At 57.6% G+C, this 17172-nt stretch carries 15 protein-coding genes; 8 read left to right on the forward strand and 7 right to left on the reverse strand.

Annotated elements, in window-relative coordinates; translation table 11 throughout:
* Positions 1 to 1158, reverse strand: coding sequence for an efflux RND transporter periplasmic adaptor subunit (locus ENN66_07680; GenBank protein ID HDS16469.1), 1158 nt, complete (start codon positions 1156 to 1158; stop codon positions 1 to 3).
* Between the two features lie 506 nt (positions 1159 to 1664).
* Here ENN66_07680 and ENN66_07685 point away from each other — a divergent pair.
* The 5 genes from ENN66_07685 (at position 1665) to ENN66_07705 (ending at position 5084) form a co-directional block, all read left to right on the forward strand.
* Positions 1665 to 2639, forward strand: a complete 975-nt coding sequence (locus ENN66_07685; GenBank protein ID HDS16470.1) for a peptidase S58 family protein — start codon at positions 1665 to 1667, stop codon at positions 2637 to 2639.
* A gap of 106 nt (positions 2640 to 2745) precedes the next feature.
* On the forward strand, positions 2746 to 3570 hold the full coding sequence (locus ENN66_07690) for a sulfite exporter TauE/SafE family protein (GenBank protein ID HDS16471.1): 825 nt from the start codon (positions 2746 to 2748) through the stop codon (positions 3568 to 3570).
* A gap of 150 nt (positions 3571 to 3720) precedes the next feature.
* Positions 3721 to 4098, forward strand: coding sequence for a pyridoxamine 5'-phosphate oxidase family protein (locus ENN66_07695; protein ID HDS16472.1), 378 nt, complete (start codon positions 3721 to 3723; stop codon positions 4096 to 4098).
* Between the two features lie 9 nt (positions 4099 to 4107).
* Positions 4108 to 4572, forward strand: a complete 465-nt coding sequence (locus ENN66_07700; GenBank protein ID HDS16473.1) for a PaaI family thioesterase — start codon at positions 4108 to 4110, stop codon at positions 4570 to 4572.
* Between the two features lie 38 nt (positions 4573 to 4610).
* Positions 4611 to 5084: a GNAT family N-acetyltransferase gene (locus tag ENN66_07705; GenBank protein HDS16474.1), complete on the forward strand. Its 474-nt coding sequence runs from the start codon at positions 4611 to 4613 to the stop codon at positions 5082 to 5084.
* An 11-nt stretch (positions 5085 to 5095) separates the two neighbouring features.
* Here the strand turns inward: ENN66_07705 and priA are convergent, their stop codons facing one another.
* The 4 genes from priA to ENN66_07725 form a co-directional block, all read right to left on the reverse strand.
* Complete coding sequence (gene priA, locus ENN66_07710) at positions 5096 to 7609, reverse strand: primosomal protein N' (GenBank protein ID HDS16475.1); 2514 nt, start codon at positions 7607 to 7609, stop codon at positions 5096 to 5098.
* Between the two features lie 79 nt (positions 7610 to 7688).
* On the reverse strand, positions 7689 to 8540 hold the full coding sequence (locus ENN66_07715) for an ATP-binding cassette domain-containing protein (protein HDS16476.1): 852 nt from the start codon (positions 8538 to 8540) through the stop codon (positions 7689 to 7691).
* A gap of 425 nt (positions 8541 to 8965) precedes the next feature.
* Positions 8966 to 11473 (reverse strand): hypothetical protein, encoded by a 2508-nt coding sequence (locus tag ENN66_07720; protein HDS16477.1) that lies wholly within the window; start codon positions 11471 to 11473, stop codon positions 8966 to 8968.
* Positions 11473 to 11916 carry a GatB/YqeY domain-containing protein gene (locus ENN66_07725; GenBank protein HDS16478.1) on the reverse strand — a complete coding sequence of 148 codons (444 nt, stop codon included), beginning with the start codon at positions 11914 to 11916 and terminating at the stop codon, positions 11473 to 11475. The genes ENN66_07720 and ENN66_07725 overlap by 1 nt, the downstream gene beginning before the upstream one ends.
* A gap of 277 nt (positions 11917 to 12193) precedes the next feature.
* Between ENN66_07725 and ENN66_07730 the strand changes: the two genes are divergently transcribed.
* The 3 genes from ENN66_07730 to ENN66_07740 all read left to right on the forward strand — a co-directional run bounded on the left by ENN66_07730 (position 12194) and on the right by ENN66_07740 (position 15555).
* Positions 12194 to 13753 carry a long-chain fatty acid--CoA ligase gene (locus ENN66_07730; protein HDS16479.1) on the forward strand — a complete coding sequence of 520 codons (1560 nt, stop codon included), beginning with the start codon at positions 12194 to 12196 and terminating at the stop codon, positions 13751 to 13753.
* 432 nt (positions 13754 to 14185) lie between these two features.
* Positions 14186 to 14947 carry an NYN domain-containing protein gene (locus ENN66_07735; protein ID HDS16480.1) on the forward strand — a complete coding sequence of 254 codons (762 nt, stop codon included), beginning with the start codon at positions 14186 to 14188 and terminating at the stop codon, positions 14945 to 14947.
* A gap of 8 nt (positions 14948 to 14955) precedes the next feature.
* Complete coding sequence (locus tag ENN66_07740) at positions 14956 to 15555, forward strand: aminodeoxychorismate/anthranilate synthase component II (protein HDS16481.1); 600 nt, start codon at positions 14956 to 14958, stop codon at positions 15553 to 15555.
* Here the strand turns inward: ENN66_07740 and ENN66_07745 are convergent.
* A complete protein-coding gene (locus tag ENN66_07745; protein ID HDS16482.1) occupies positions 15552 to 16127 on the reverse strand; it encodes a DUF2284 domain-containing protein in 576 nt (191 codons plus the stop codon). The two genes, ENN66_07740 and ENN66_07745, sit on opposite strands and share 4 nt — an antisense overlap.
* A gap of 310 nt (positions 16128 to 16437) precedes the next feature.
* Positions 16438 to 17166 carry a 2Fe-2S iron-sulfur cluster binding domain-containing protein gene (locus ENN66_07750; GenBank protein HDS16483.1) on the reverse strand — a complete coding sequence of 243 codons (729 nt, stop codon included), beginning with the start codon at positions 17164 to 17166 and terminating at the stop codon, positions 16438 to 16440.
* Between the last annotated feature and the right edge of the window lie 6 nt (positions 17167 to 17172).

Here is a 17172-nt window from a genome sequence, read left to right on the forward strand (position 1 = left end):
CTAGCGCACCTGGCCTTCCCGGATTTCCGGCAGCACCGTCTGGCCGGGCCGAACCTTCTGGAGACCCTGAACCACAACCAGCTCACCGGCCGCCAGCCCCGACTCGACCACCCAGAAAAAACCGTGGGCCGGACCAACGCGCAGCGGCCGGGATTGGACCACATTGGCCTGGTCGACCACCAGGACCTTGGCCCCCGATTTATCGATCATGACCGCTTCCTGGGGCACCAGCGGCTGCAGTCTGGGCTGACTGGCGCGAATCACGGCGGTCACATACTGGCCCGGAATCAAACGACCGGCGCCGTTGGCAAAAGCCGCGCGCACGGCAATGGTACCGGTCGCCGCATCAATCTGATTATCGACGAAAGCGACCCGACCGGCACTAACCAGGACGCCGTCGGCCAGACGCAGTTCCGGAGCCAGCAAACGATTACCCCGCCCCCCGTCGACATCGCCGAGCGCCGTCATGATCGCATTGAGGTCGTTCTCGCTGACGGCGTAAACCACGCGAATAGGATCAACCTGAACAATCCGGGCCAAGGCTCCCGAGGCGGGGCCGACCAGATTTCCCCGGGTATAGGCGGTGCGTCCGATACGCCCGGCGATCGGAGCTTTGACGGTGGTATAACTGTAATCAAGCTCGGCAATAGCAAGCTGGGCCTCGGCTTCGGCGCGTTTGGCCGCGGCCATCAGTACGGCGGCTTCGGCATTATCCAGATCTGTGGCGGGGATACTTTCCGGTTTCGCCTTGCGCAGACGCTCCAGATGCTGTCCGGTCCGCGCCTCCTCGGCCCGGGCTTCCGCTACCCGGGCCCGGGCCGCGGCCAGACGGGCCTGATAGGGCGCCTGTTCGATCACATAAAGCAGCTGCCCCTGACTGACCATATCCCCTTCGGCAAAAGCCACCTTTTCGAGAAAACCCTCGACCCGAGCCCGCAGGTCAACCGCCTGAATGGCCTCGATATGACCGACATATTCAGTAACCGGAGAGATATCCTGCTCCACGATGCGGCTGACCAACACCCTCGGGGGCGGGGGCATCTTCTTCTCGGCCACATCCGCCAGCACCGCTGCCGGTGAGAAAGCAAAAAACAGCAGCGCGGCAAAAACCGGAAAAACCTCCCGCAAGCAGCGAGCGACGAAAACATAAAACTTCATAAGCAACAACTCCGACTAGATATTTTCCCCACATGAAAAAGCCTTTTCCCGCCAGCACAAAACTTCTGGAAACCGGGAAACCGCAAGCCACCTGAATCCACGCGCAGCAACAAAATCCTTCTCCTACACAACTACAGCATGAAAAATCAACCTAAATTTACGGCCGGGGCTTTTGGGGCCACCGCGCGGCCGCGGAGAAACCAGGCGCGGTCGGCACCGTCCTGCCGCCTTCGGTTTGAACTGAGCTATTTGATTGACAAGCCCGCCCATAAATATTAGCAAGACGGTGACGAGCGCCCAAAAGCACCGGACCCCAAGCCTTCTGAAAACCTGATTAAAAAAGTTGCCGCGGTTCAGCCGGGGACACGATTCCGATTCCCTCCGGAAATCAGGTCAGGACCCCGAAAGCCGAGTCCCGCAATGCTTTCAAACCTTTGGGCTGAGGGGCTACCGCAAGCTTACCCCAAACCCTTCATAAGCACGGATTTCAAAGGAGTTCCAGCATGATGCGCACCATCGCTTTTTCCGAAATTGACGACATCAGAGTCGGGCATGCCGAAGATCTTAGCGCCGGTACGGGCTGCACCGTAATCCTCTGTGAAAAGGGGGCCACCGCCGGCATCGACATTCGGGGCGGAGCTCCGGGAACCCGGGAAAGCGACCTCCTCGATCCCGTCAACCTGGTCGAAAAGATTCACGCGGTGCTGCTCGCCGGCGGCAGCGCCTTCGGGCTTGACGCCGCCGCCGGGGTGATGCAGTATCTCGAAGAAAGGGCCATCGGCTTTGATGTTCAGGTGACCCGGGTGCCGATCGTCTGCGGGGCGGTGCTCTTCGATCTGACGGTCGGCGATCACCGTATCCGCCCGGACAAGGCGATGGGTTATCAAGCCTGCTGTAACGCCGCCCGCGGAACCTGCCCGGAAGGCAACGTCGGCGCCGGCACCGGGGCCACGGTCGGTAAGATTCTGGGTCCGGAACGGGCCATGAAAGGCGGTCTCGGCTGCCATGCCGTACAACTGGGAGAGCTGCAAATCGGCGCCCTGGTCGCGGTCAATTGTCTGGGTGACGTGATCGACCCCGACACCGGCAGACGGCTGGCCGGCCTGTTACATGAGGATCGCACCCAAACAGCCGACACCGAAGCCGTCATGATCGAAGCTTACGGCCAATGTAAAAATCTCTTTGCCGGCAACACCACCATCGGCGTCATCGCCACCAACGCCAAGTTGACCAAGGCCCAGGCCGGTAAGCTGGCCACCATGGCTCAGAATGGTTACGCGCGCACCATGCGCCCGGCCCATACCATGTTCGACGGCGACACCATCTTCACCCTGGCCGGAGGCCGGGTCGAGGCGGATTTAAGCGTTCTCGGCCTGCTCGCGGCCAGAATCATGGAACAGGCCGTGCTGGCCGCCGTGCGACAAGCTCGCCCCCTTTTTGGTTTCAAATGCGCGGCCGACCTGGACGGAACCCAGCTTTAGGGTCTGTGGCCCGGCGGTGCCCGGTCGGGTAACGACTCCAAAACGAAACCCCGACCGCGGACAGCGGCCACAAGGCAAGTCAACCCCTAAAAAACGGATATCAATCATGGTGAGTTATCTCTGGCTCAGTGTCCTGAGCCTGGCCCTGGGCGCGATCGGCACCCTGATCGGCGCCGGCGGCGGCTTTGTGCTGGTCCCCGTGCTGCTGCTCCTCTACCCTCAGGAAAGCCCGCAAACCATAACCAGCATCTCGCTGGCCGTGGTTTTCTGCAACGCCCTGTCCGGCTCCCTGGCCTACGCCTGGAAAAGACGCATCGATTACAGATCCGGACTGCTGTTTGCTGCCGCGACGATCCCCGGCGCCGTTATCGGGGCCCTGACCACCGATTTCTTCCCCCGCCGGCTGTTCAACGTCGTTTTTGGCATTATAATGATCGCGGCGGCGCTCTACCTTGCTTTTTTCCGTGAAACCGAGCCCGCCCCCGCCCGGACTGGCGGCAAACAGCTCACGTCCAGAAAGGTGGTTGAAAGTAACGGCAAGATCCATGTTTTTTCTTATAATCTGAATCTCGGACTGTGGCTGAGCCTGTTCGTCGGCTACCTTTCAAGCCTGCTCGGCATCGGCGGCGGGATTGTCCATGTTCCGATCCTGGTGCGCCTGCTGAACTTTCCCGTCCATCTGGCGACGGCAACCTCGCATTTCATTCTGGCGATCATGGCCCTGGCCGGCACCATCGTCCATATGCTTACCGGTTCATTTTCAGAAAGCGGAGTACAGCTGACGATTTTTCTCGGGCTGGGGGTTATGGGGGGCGCACAACTCGGCGCCCGGCTTTCCGATCGCATGCGGGGCAGCTGGATCATTCGCGGCCTGGCGACCGCGCTGGCCTTTGTCGGACTTCGCATTCTGATGCTGGCCTGGTCTTCGTGAAACAAAGTCATTTCCCTGCTTTTTTATCTTTGAAATTATTCATTAACCTGATAGTATCGGGCTTTATCGAACCCGTAAACCACCAGTCCGGAACGCTTCGCGAAAGCATCAAAAAGAAGCGACGGGCCACGATAACCAAGGAGTTTCACCATGGCCAAGTTACCAGAAATCGTCAATGAAGCCTGGAAAAATCGTGAAGAGCGCATCATATTCACAACCGTCGACAAGCAGGGCCAGCCCAATGCCGTCTATATCACCTGCTCGGCCAGATATGGTGAAGACCTGATTGTGATTGCCGACAATTATTTTGACAAGACCAAGAAGAATATCCTGGCCGGCAGCCGGGGCTCGGTGCTGTTTATCACCAAGGAAGGCAAAGCCTATCAGGCCAAGGGGTCGATTCAGTATCTGCGCGAGGGCGAGATCTTCGATGACATGAAAACCTGGAATCCGACTAAACATCCCGGCCATGCCGCCGCCGCTTTGAAGGTGGAAGAGATCTATTGCGGAGCGGAAAAGGTCTTTTGAGAAATGGCAATGCCCGCTTCGAGCTTCAATCCCGACTACGCCGACGAGATCATCGAGATCGTCAACCGCAGTCCGTTTCCCCGCCACCTGGGCATGCGCCTGATCCGGCTGGAAACGGACCGGGTGACCGTCGAGCTCGACCTGGACCACTGTCATCTGCAACCCTACGGCATTGCCCACGGCGGCGTACTCTCAACCCTGATTGACACGGCCACCTTCTGGGCCGTCTTTCCGCGGATTCCAGCGGCCGACGGTCTGGTCAATATCGATCTCAAGCTCAATTATCTGCAGGCGGTTAAAAACGGGCGGCTGCGCGCCGAAGGTTATGCTCTCCGGTCGGGGAAATCAATCAGCTACGCCGAGGCCCGGGTTTTCAACGAGCAGCAGGAACTGATCACTCACGGCACCTCGACCTTAAAGGTTATGCCCGGCAAAGGCCTGCGGACAAAAAATCCGAAATTCGTCGCAAGCTAAACCTGAAAGCACTGAAAACCATGTCGCGCCCCGATGAGATGTTCGACAAAATCACGCTCGAACAAGGCTACCGAACCGGCGCCATCGGCCAAATCGCGGCCCTGCATGCCGAATATTACCATGCCCCCTGGCAATTCGGCTTGTATTTTGAAGCCCAAGTAGCCACCGGGCTCGGCAGGTTCTTGCGGCGCTACCAAGAGGACCGGGACGGCCTCTGGCTGGTTCGCGAAAACCATCGCATCAAAGGGTCGCTGGCGATTGACGCGCTCGGGGCCGACACCCGGGACGGCGCGCATTTGCGCTGGTTTATCGTCGAGGCCAGCTTGCGGGGCCGGGGGCTGGGCCAAAAACTGCTTAACCAGGCGATAGGTTTCTGCCGGGAACGAAATTATCGAAAAATCTATCTCTGGACCTTTGCCGGTCTTGACCCGGCCCGGCATCTTTATGAAAAAGCGGGCTTTGTGCTGAGCCGGCAGCAATCCGGAGACCGCAGCGGGCCTGAAATACCGTAACCGGCGGTGTTTCAGAAAAACGACAACGGATCAATATCCAGTCGCCAGGTCAGGGTCGGCGCGGAACTCAGCCGTGATCGCCAATGACGCAGAAAGTGATGCAGCTGCGGACGTTTCTGCCCCTTAACGAGCAGGTTCCAGCGATAGCGATTCTGAATCTTGACGATCGCCGAAGGCACCGGTCCCATTAAAAAGATGCCTCTCTCTCCGGCCGCGCTCAGCATCTCCTGTCCCATACTCTTGGCCTCCTGCAGAAATGCGCGCACCCGGTCCTGTTCGGGGCCGGAGGCTTTCAGATTGGCCAGACTGGAAAAGGGGGGGAAGGCTAGTTCCCGGCGATCCCTGAGCTCCCGTTCATAGAACGCCGAATAGTCATGCGCGGCGGCGGCGACCACGCTGTAATGTTCCGGCTGCAGGGTCTGGATGATCACCTCGCCACTGGATTCATCCCGCCCGCGGCCGGCCCGGCCGGAAACCTGGGCCAGAAGCTGAAAGGTTCTCTCCGGGGCCGTATATTCAGGCAATTCCAGCGAGAGATCGGCAAAAATCACTCCGACCAGATCAACCAGCGGGAAATTATGTCCCTTGGCCAGCATCTGGGTTCCCAGCAGAACCGCGGCCTGCCCCTGCCGGAATTCTTCGAGAATCCGACCCAGCTCACCCTTGCGCCGGGTCGCATCCCGATCCAGGCGCAGCACCCGCTGTTTTGGGAAATAGCGCCGCAGACTTTCTTCAAGTTTCTGAATGCCAAGGCCCAGAGGAAAAAAACGATTCCCTCCGCAGCGCGGACAGACCTCGGGCGGCGGCTGCTGGCCGCCGCAGTAGTGACAGACCAGCAGATTCAGGCTTTTATGAAAGGTTTGATGCACCGAACAAAGACGGCACTCGGGCATGTAGCCGCAGCCCAGACAGTAGAGGGTGCGCGAAAAACCACGTTTATTGAGAAAGAGCATCACCTGGCGACCCCGGGCAAAAACCGCCGCCATGCGCTCCAAAAGCCTGGGACTGAAACCATCCCAGGTAAACAGCGCGGCACGCTCCTGGTTGAGATCGACGATTTCCACCGCCGGCAGTGGCTTGTCATCAAGGCGCTGCGGCAGACTCAGGAGACGATAACGACCGGCGCGCGCGTTGTAATAGGTACCTAGGGCCGGAGTGGCTGAGCCCAGCACCACACAGCAACCCGCCATCTGGCCCCGAAGCAGGGCCAGATCCCGACCATTATAGGCGAAACCGGACTCCTGTTTATAGGAAGGTTCGTGTTCTTCGTCGACAACAATCAAACCCAGACGGGCCAGCGGGGCAAAGACCGCCGAGCGGGCCCCAACCACGATTCGGGCTCTTCCGGCCATGATCTGCCGCCACTGATCATAGCGCTCGCCCTCTGTCAGCCCGCTGTGCAGAATCGCCACCAGGGGGCCAAATTCATGTACGAGACGGTCCACCAGTTCAATCGTCAAAGCGATTTCCGGCACCAGATAAAGCGCATCCTGCCCCCGACTCAGAACCTCGGCGATCAACTTGATATAGATTTCGGTCTTGCCGCTGCCGGTTACCCCGTGCAGGAGAAAGGGGGCGAAAACATTGTGCTCCCTTTCCCGGCGAATGGCTTCCAGAATCGCCGCCTGGGCCGGGGTCAGGACCACCTGGCCCGGCGGGGATCGCGGGGGCGCGCTGTCGTTGATAGCCAGGGAACGGAGCCTGGGCACCGGCGTCGCCTGCAGCCAGCCCTGCTCCTGCCAGCGCCGCAGCAGGGCCGCGCTGCCGGCAAAGGCGGCCAGAAAACGGCGACGACTGAAATAGCCCCCGGCCTCGATAAAGGCCTGAAGCTGCCGGGTTTTTTCCGAAGCCATGCGGGAGACGGCCAGCGCGTTTAACAGGGCCGACCGATCGACAATCTCATAAATCAATTCAAACTGCTCCCGAACCCGGGGTGGAAGCAACTCCTGCCGGCAGCAAAGCCAGCCCTGACGACTCCAGGCTGAAAGTCGAGCCATGAAACGGTCCGGCGGCAAGGCCAACCTGTCGGCCAGTTCCTCGACCGGCAACGGGCCGTGTTCACGCAACACCATGATCATCGCGGCCAGCACCGGGGAACGGGGAAGAACAGCACTCAGACCTTTGTCCCCCAAACCGACCACCCGCCGGGAACGATACTGCAGCCCCCCGGGCAACAGAGCAAACAGCGCCTCCCCCAGAGGGGTCTGATAATACTCGGCCGCCCGCCGATAAAAATCGAGGTGAAAGCGCCCAAAAAGAGGCTTTTCATCAATGACGGCCTCCAGAGGCAACAGCGTGACCTCCTCCCGCAGGGGCGGACAAACCGAACTCCAGCCCAGAAGATAACCACTGGTCAGCCGTTTGCGAAAAGACGCCAGCACTCGTTTACCAACCTCCAGGCGGGCGACCAGAAACGGATCGGCAACCAGATAGGTAAACTCCACGCTCAGGGGCAGATTGAAAACCACCTGGGCATACAGGGGCAGAGCGGAAACCGTCGCGCTGAAAGATGAGACCTGGTTCAAATTAAATCCTGATGAAGATCAGCGGGAAAGTTTCCTGGCTTGTGTAGCCGGGAAACAACCTGTAAAGCACGAGAAACCATCACTCGGCATTTATTTTCTTGCCGGTCATTTGCAGAAAGGCATCCTCCAGATTGACCCGGCGAAGATTACAGGGCGTGGTCAGGGCGGCGGCCGCAGCGGTCGCCGCTTCCCGGCTGGGAAAATAAAAACTCTCCAGACGGCCTTCTCCAACCCGATCAAGAGACCATGCCCCAACCCGGTCCACCAGCCACTGCGGCCGATCCAGAGCGACCAGACGCCCCCGTTCCAGAAAAGCAACCCGATCGGCTAAAAACTCCGCTTCTTCGATATAATGCGTGGTCAGAAAAACGGTGACCCCATCTTGCCGCACCCTTTTGATCAGGGCCCAGAGCTGGCGCCGAATACCCGGATCCAGACCGACCGTGGGTTCGTCAAGAAAAAGAATCGCGGGTTCATGGAGCAGGGCCCGGGCCATCATCAGACGCCGTTTCAGCCCCCCGGAAAGCTCCCGCACCAGGGTATCACGCCGCTCGGACAAAGCGAAATAATCTAGCAGCTCGTCGATGCGCCGCCGTTTTTCCCGGCCCAGACCGAACATGCGCCGGTGAATTTCCAGGTTTTCAAAAACCGTCAGTTCCTGGTCGAGATTGCTGCTCTGAGGTACGATGCCGACCTGCTGCCTGGCGGCCAGGCTCTCATGGACAACGGAAAAACCATTGAGCCAGGCCTCGCCGCCACTCGCCCGGCTGAGACCGGCGAGAATCCGAATCGTCGTGGTCTTGCCGGAACCGTTGGGACCCAGATAAGCAAAGATCTCCCCGCGCAACACCTCCAGGGAAACTCCGGCCACGGCCTGGAGGCGGCCAAAGTTCTTGACCAGATCCACGATTCTGATAACTACGTCCGCCATCTGCGCACAAATTTAAAAGGTTGAGTTCCGTACCTTACAGATTATTTTCTGGTTTTTTTCAACATTTTTAACGACAACAAAAACCAGAAAATGTTCTGATCAGAGCACTTATTGGTGACCAACTGAAATACCTTCAGGTACGGGCCGTGAAGGCCATTTGGGTTGCGGGATTATTCCCGCATTAGTACCTTACAGGTTATTTTCTTGTTTTTTTCAACAATTTTTTCAACCATAAAAACAAGAAAATGTTCTGATAAGAGTACTTATTTGCGGGCCGTGAAGGCCCCCATTTGGGGTTGCGGGATTATTCCCGCATCAGGTTTAGTTTACCGGGAAGTGACCGCTCGGGTTACTTCACAAAAGCATCAGAGGTTTCATGCCGCCGGCTTTGGCCCGCGGTTCCCGAAGTTCTGCTGCCTAAGGTTTCAGCCTTTGAGTTCAACCACGGTGATCGCGGCCCCACCGGCGGCGGCCTCAGGATGAAAGCATTTTCCGACCCAGGGCAAACCGAGCAGAATTTCCCACACCCCCTGTCGTAAACGACCGGTGCCATGCCCGTGAATGATCTCAACCTGCGTTTCTCCGGCAAGTACCGCCTGATCAATGAAAGAGGGCAGCAACTCGGCCGCCTCCTCGACCCGCTTGCCGACCAGATTTAAAACCCGGCCGACCCCGGCCGCGCCCAGACGAGCTTTTCCGGGCTGATCCTCCGCCAAGTCCCCGGCGGCCCGACTGATTTTGACTGCAGTCACGGGAGCCGGTCCGGGTAGATGACGCAGAATCCGCTCCGGACTCAAGGTTACGCGCAGATTGCCTTCCAGCAGAACGGTAATTCGTTGCCCGGACTTTTCCAGCGCCAGCACCTGCGCCGGCTTGACCTGGCCGGCGACCATCACCCGAGCACCAACACCAAGCTTTGACCAGTCAATTTCTGCCCGCTCGCGCTCGACTGCAGGCAGCAGTTGTTCCACCTCAGCGCGCGTCTGATTAAAAGCGCCGCGCCAGCGGCCGAGACTGATTTCCGGCGGCGGGGCGACGACGGCTGCGCTCGAGAGCTTTTGCCGGGCCGTTTCATAATCAATTTTGGCGGCCTCAAGTTCGGCCAGGCGAACCTTGAATTTCTGCCGCGCTTCCCTGACCAGGGCCGCGACCTGCTCGCGGGCCTGGTTTGCGATTTTTTCCTTTTCCGCTTCAAGCTCCGCCGCCAGACGGGCCTGGCGCTGACCGGCAATCCGGGCCTGTTGTTTAAGCGCCAGCAGTTCCTTCTCATGGCGTTCGCTGTGGGCGAGACGTTTCTCCAGACGCGCGGCCAGCGTCGCGGTCCGGCTTTCACTTTCGCCGACCAGCTCCCGGGCCCGTTCAATCAACCCTGGCGAAAAACCGAGATTGCGAGCGATCAGCAAAGCATTACTTAAACCCGGCACCCCGTACTGAAGATGATAGAGAGGCTTCATGGTCGCCGGATCAAAAGCCACGGCCACGCTGCTTACCCCTTCTTCCTCATAGGCATATGATTTGACATCATTGTAATGAGTCGTCACCATAAAGGTCGTGCGCCGGCTTTTAAGTTCATGTAAAATCGCCTGGGCCAGAGCCGCTCCCTCCTTGGGATCGGTGCCGACCCCAAGCTCATCCAGCAGCACCAGGGAATCGGCATCGGCCTTTTCGAGAATAGCCTTGACCGCGAGCAAATGACCGGAAAAGGTGCTGAGCGAAGCCGACAGATCCTGGCCATCGCCGATGGCGGCCAGCACCTGGGAAAACAGCGGCACGCGGCTATCTGCCGCCACCGGCAGCAGCAAACCACAGCGCGCCATCAGAATGATCAGACCGGCGGTTTTCAGGGTTACGGTCTTGCCGCCGGTATTGGCCCCGGAAATAACCAGTCCGTAGCGGGTCGCCGGGAAATCGATGTCGACCGGCACCACCCTCGCGGCCGGCAAGGTGGCCGCGAGCAAGGGATGACGGGCCTGGCGCAGGGAAAAACCGGCACCACGCGTGGCCGTCAGCTCCGGCGCCTCCGCCCTGATTCGGGCTCCGAAAAGGGCCTTGGCCTGCAGTTGATCCAGCGCGAAAATCTTTTCCAGGGTAAGCCGAACGGCCGGCGCCGCCTGACGCAGGCGATCGGCGATTCGGCGCAGAATGTTAAGCTCCTCCTGTTTTTCATCCTGCAACAGCAAGGCCAGGTGGTTGTTCAGGGAAACACTTTCTAGAGGTTCGACAAAAAAGGTCTGCCGCGAGCGGGAATGATCGTGAATGATGCCGGGAATGGCGCCGCGAAAATTAGTCCGCAAGGGCAGGACATAACGCTGATTGCGGATCGTTACCAGGTGATCCTGAATATAAGACTGCAGCTCCGGATCGCCGAGAACCGCATGCAAGCGGGAATCGATCTGTTGCCGCGTGGAGGCGATGCGCCGGCGAATTTCCTCCAGTTCCAGACTGGCGCCGTCGAGAATCTCCTCGTCCCCCCCGATGCAACTCTCAAGCAGACGCGATAACGGAGCAAAAGATTCAATTCCGTCGAAGGCCTCGGCTAGTGGTTGAAAGAGCCCGGCAACGCGCTCACTGACCTGCTGCCGATACGCGCCCACCCTTTCCAAACCGGCGAAGGTGGCCGCCACCACCAGCAGTTCGCGGGGCGACAACCAGCTCTCGGGAAAACGAATTTTCTCTAAAAAAGGATAAAGATCAGCTATCCCGCTCAGTGGCGCCGGTCCGCATTCGCGCACCAGAACCATGCAGGCGGCGGTTTCCTTGAGGCTTACGCGCAACCCGGCCAACGCCTCCGGTGAAGCCGGATGCAGAGCCAGCAAGGCTTGGCGCCCGGGAAGGGTCAGGGCGTGCTCGGCCACCAGGGCCAGAACCTTATCGAGTTCAAGAATCCGTGCGGCCGAATTTTCCAGGGCCGACCATGAACCAGCCCGCGACATCAAACCAGGAAGCGCCCAACCAGCTGATTGACCGCCTTGCCGTCCGCCCGGCCCGCAATTTTCGGCATCAACAGTTTCATGACCTGGCCCATCTCCTTCTTGCTTTCGGCACCGGCCTCGGCAATGGCCTCCTTGACCATCATCTCCAATTCGTCCGGACTCAGAGCCTGAGGCAGATAAACCTGTAGATATTCGATCTCGCTGCGCTCCTTGGCCGCCAGATCCTCCCGGCCGCCCCGGGCAAACTGCTCAGCCGAGTCCTGACGCTGTTTGACCATCCGCGTGAGCACCTGCAGCACATCCTGATCCTCCAGTTCACGCAGACATTCAATGCGCCGGTTCTTTGCCTCCGCCAGCAACATCCGCAACGCCCCAAGACGAATTTTCTCCTGCTTTTTCATAGCCTCCTTGACGTCGGCCGCAATCCGTTCCAATAAACTCATAGTTTATGATCCCCTGATAAAAATTACCCAAACCGGGCGCTTATACCCCACAGCCAAGCCAGGGCCACGCCGACTTTCAGCCCTTATACTGAAAAGCGCTCGTCTCTGTCAAACCCTGGCTTGGGGTTTTGGACCCAAGCGCACGAAAATTTTCCTTCGAAAAGCAACCCCGAACTTGACAATTTTTTGCCGGCGCTTTACAAGACCAGTTAAAACGTTGTTTAAACAACCCTGCCGGCTGATGATTATCAAGAGGCTGAAATCCAAGGAGGAAACCATGCTCAACCTGGCCACCGTTCTCGATTACAGCGCCAAGGAATATCCGCAGAAAAACGCGATTATTTTCGGCGCCCAGAAAATCTCCTACGCCCAACTCAATACTTTCTGTAACAAAATCGCCAACGGCCTGGTCAAAGCCGGCATCCGTCCCGGCGACAAAGTCGCCCTGAGTTGCCCCAACCTGCCCTATTTTCCGATGGCCTATTTCGCCATTCTCAAAAGCGGCGCCACCGTCGTGCCCCTGAACGTCCTGCTCAAAAGCCGGGAAATCGCCTACCATCTCGCCGACAGCGAGGCCAAGGCCTTTTTCTGTTTTCAGGGCTCGCCGGAGCTGCCGATGGCGGAAGAGGGTTTCAAGGCTTTTCAACTTACCGACAGCTGCAAGTATTTTTGGATTATGACGGCCGATCCGGCAGCCCCCTCGCCGATTCCAGGGGCCGAAACCCTGGGCATGATGATGGGTCCGCAGGCGGCCGCTTTTGAAACCGTGCAGACCCGGGCCGATGACACGGCCGTCATTCTTTACACCTCGGGAACCACCGGTTTCCCGAAAGGCGCCGAGCTCTCCCATTCCAACATGATCATGAACGCGACCTGCAGCCGCGACCTGCTGGGTCTGTTATATGACGATATTCACGTCATCACCCTGCCCCTGTTTCACTCCTTTGGCCAGACCGTGCAAATGAACGCCGGTTTCATGAAAGGCAACACCATTATCCTGATTGCCCGCTTTGCTCCAGAAGCGGTTTTTAACGCGATTCAAAACGAGGGCGCCTCGGTTTTTGCCGGAGTGCCGACCATGTACTGGGCCCTGCTGCATTATCAAGACAAGGAGCGGCGCTTTGATTTCGAAAGAATCAGCCGCACCTTAAGAGTCGGAGCTTCCGGCGGCGCCTCCCTGCCCCTGGAAACCATCAAGGGCATGCAGGAAAAATATAACATTCCCATCCTCGAAGGCTACGGCCTTTCCGAAACCTGCCCGGTGGCGACCTTCAACCAGATGCACAAACCCTGCAAACCGGGATCGATCGGTTTTCCGATCTGGGGCATCGAAGTCAAGATCGTCGATCAGCAGAGCCGGGAAGTTCCGATCGGAGAAATCGGCGAGATCGCGATTCGCGGCCATAACATCATGAAAGGCTACTACAACAAACCGGAAGCTACCGCGGCCGCCTTCAAAGGCACCTCGTGGTTTCACAGCGGCGATCTCGGGCGCATGGATGAGGACGGTTTTTTCTATGTTGTCGACCGGGTCAAGGACATGATCATTCGCGGCGGCTTCAATATCTATCCCCGGGAAATCGAGGAGGTTCTCCTCAGCCATCCGGCCATCTCCATGGTCGCCGTCATCGGCATCCCCGACGACCATTATGGCGAAGAAATCAAGGCCCTGGTCATCCTGAAAGAAGGTCATACGGCAACCGCCGAGGAAATTATTTCGTGGTCAAAAGAACAGATGGCCTCCTATAAATATCCGCGCCTGGTCGAGATTCGCGACAGCCTGCCGATGACGGCCACCGGCAAGATTCTGAAAAAAGAACTGAAAGCCGAAGCCTGAAGCAAGCCTCCCGAGCCTGAGGGCCGGGAAACACCGCGCCGGTACCCGGCCTTCATTCAGACGGTCCGCGATTACGCCGCCCGACCTGAATGGAGGCCCCTTGATCGCCCGACCAACAACATTGGGCTTGACTAGGCTGGCCGCATTTAGTACCTTACAGGCAATTTTCTCGTTTTTTTAAACCTTTTTTTTCAACCGCAAAAACAAGAAAATGTTAAGTGCTTCACGGATTATCCCCGAGGGGGATGTCCCGATGAAGAAACTTATCCAGATCTGCTGGGCCTGATAAGAGTACTTATTTGTGACCAAAGGAAATACCTTTAGGTACGGGCCGTGAAAAATCATTTGGGTTGCGGGGTTATTCCCGCATTAGTAGGTTTTCGGCTGCACGCGACCAACCATTTCCTTTAGCCTCGGTACCATGGAGAAAGAATGTCGGATCAGGAACATACGCTGGCGGTTTTCATAGACTTTGAAAATCTGGCCCTGGGTTTTAAAAACCGCAAAAAAAACGAGAAGTTTGAAATCTCTACCATTCTTGCCAGGCTAGTGGAAAAGGGCAAGGTCATCGCCAAAAAAGCCTATGCCGACTGGTCCAGCTACGCGAAATACAAGGAAGAGCTTCACAGCGCCGCCATTGAATTGGTTGAAATCCCCAGAAGACGCATGACCGGCAAGAACTCAGCCGACATCCGTCTTTGTGTCGATGCCATGGACATGTCCTATTCCAAAGATCACATCGATACCTTTGTCATCGTCTCCGGCGACAGCGATTTTTCCCCACTGGTTGCCAAGCTCAAAGAAAACGGCAAGCAGGTCATCGGCATCGGCATGCGCGAAAGCACCTCCAGCCTGTTAAGCGACAACTGTGACGAATTTATCTTTTATGAAGACCTGGAACAGGCCTCGCAGATGACCCCGCCCCGAATCGCCGGTGACATTCCGGAGGAAAAACGCGACGCCTTTGAGCTTCTTTTTGAATCGATCACCGCCCTGATGAGGGAAAACAAGGAAATTCTCTGGTCCTCAATGATCAAGCAGACCATGCAGCGTAAACGACCATCCTTTAACGAGTCAACCCTGGGTTACCGTTCTTTCAGCGAGATGCTGCTCGACTGCGCTAAACGTAATTATCTTCAGGTCAGCAAGGACAGCAAAAGCGGAACCTTGATTGTTGACGGTTTCGGGAAATAGGCGCGACCATGCTGCTGATGATAGACAACTATGATTCTTTCACCTACAATATCGTTCAATATTTCGGCATGCTGGGGCAACGGGTCGAAGTCCGGCGCAATGACGAGATCAACCTGGAAGGAATCGCGGCCCTCGGGCCCCGGCAGCTGGTGATCTCTCCGGGACCCTGCACCCCGACCGAAGCCGGTATTTCGGTTGCCGCGATCAAAGAGTTTGCCGGCAGAATCCCGATTCTCGGGGTCTGTCTCGGGCACCAGAGCATCGGGGCGGCTTTCGGCGGCAAGATCGTCCGGGCCGGGCGGATCATGCATGGCAAGACTTCACAGGTCGAACACGACGGCCGGGGAATTTTCCAGGACATCGCCAATCCCTTTACGGCAACCCGCTACCATTCTCTGGTAATCGCCCCAGAGACCCTGCCGACCTGCCTTGAAGTTACCGCCAGAGCCCTGGATGACCAGGAAATCATGGCGGTGCGCCACCGGCAGTTACCGATCTGGGGCATTCAGTTTCATCCGGAATCGATCCTCACCCAGGTCGGCATGGATATTCTGAAAAATTTTCTGGCCTTGTCTGAAGCTGCAGGCAAAAAGCAAACGAACGCTTAATCCAGCAGCACCAGACCCGCAAAAATGGCCATCGCCACTTCTTTTTTGGCGACCCCTGAGTTCTGCGGCCAGCCGGCGCTCTCCAACAACCGGGCAACATCGATGCCGTATCCAGACATTGACGGTCGCGCCAGCTGAGGATGACGGCAGGTCTTGCCTTCATGCAGCACTCGGCATTCGGGATAATCGGCACAGAAAAGCTCTTTGCAGGAGCCCCCGGCGAAGGCCCGGGCTTGGGGAGCTCCATTTTTACGAGCCACCTTTTCCACCCCGGCCCCAATTTCATGAATCAGCGCCAGAACCTCATTGCGTTCAAAGGAAAAAGCCACCTCCTTGGGCACCTCGACCTTGAAAACCAGGGCCTGTCGATAATCAGGCAACAGCTTACGCAGCGACTCAGGCCCGCCGACATGCGGCGGGCAACTCAGCGAACGACCATAACCATCGCAGCACGGCTCGAAACACATTCCCGCCAGCTCATCCCGGACCACAATCTCGGCCGCATCAATTAAAACCGCGTCAACCGCACCCAGATGCCGGGCCAGATCCAATAAAGTTTCCCGATTATCCATTACATGTCGCCCATGTTAAAGGTCACCAACCTTTAATGCCGCAGTCAGATTCCGCATTTTTTCGCCCGCAAGCAAGCAACGCTTAAATTACAGGGCAAAAACCCGCAGCTGATACTACCAGACTGATCACCCGATTTCAAACATTTTCCATCACTATACCGTCACTTTCAGTCAGAAAAACAAAGATTATCGCCCCAGGGACCGCGGGCCAAGAGGTTCTCGACTTCAGACCCAGAAAAGCCGGTCGGGGCAGTTCCCCGGACCGGCTTTTCTATCTGTGAAACGCATTTTTTTTTAAATCGTGCTCATTCTAGCGGGAGGCGACCCGACAATCCCGGCACAAATCGAAAAAATCCTCAGGCAGATCGGCTTTTTTCTGAAAATAATCGCACTGAAAAGCCGGAGCGACTTCAACCCCGCAGGCTTTGCAGTATTTCAGTTCCAGAACCCGGGACCAGCGGTCGATGATCTTCTGGTCACCATCCTCCTGAATCTGAATCGCGCCGGTCGGGCAAACGTAAACACAGGCTCCGCAACCGATACACTGTTCCGCCTCCCCACCAAAAGGCGGCACCACCACCCGCTCAGCCCCGCGCTGGGCAAAGGTGATGGCATTGGCGCCCACCACTTCGCGGCAGACCCGCTCGCAGAGACCGCACAAAATACAATCATCGTAACGCAACTCAAAACGCGAGCCGCTCAAACCATGTTTCGCCGCCAGACGATCGAGCTCGGGCGAGGTGTTGCAGCGGGCCAGCAGCATCTCCAGCACCATCCGCCGGGCTTTGACCGCCGTTTTACTCTCGGTTTCAACCACCAGGGGCTTGGTGATCGGATAGTTACAGGAGGTGGTCACCGTCGACCGGTCTCCCTCGACGATCTCAACCAGACAGAGCCGGCAGGCTCCGTAGGGCTCAAGCAATTCATGGTTACAGAGGGTCGGAATCTTAATATTGAGCGCAGCGGCCGCTTTGAGAATCGTCGTTCCGCGCTCGACTTCACTTTTTTTCCCGTTAATCGTGACAGCAATCATGATCATTCCTCC

This window comes from Pseudomonadota bacterium, assembly GCA_011049115.1.
Lineage (GTDB): Bacteria > Desulfobacterota > Anaeroferrophillalia > Anaeroferrophillales > Tharpellaceae > DSCM01.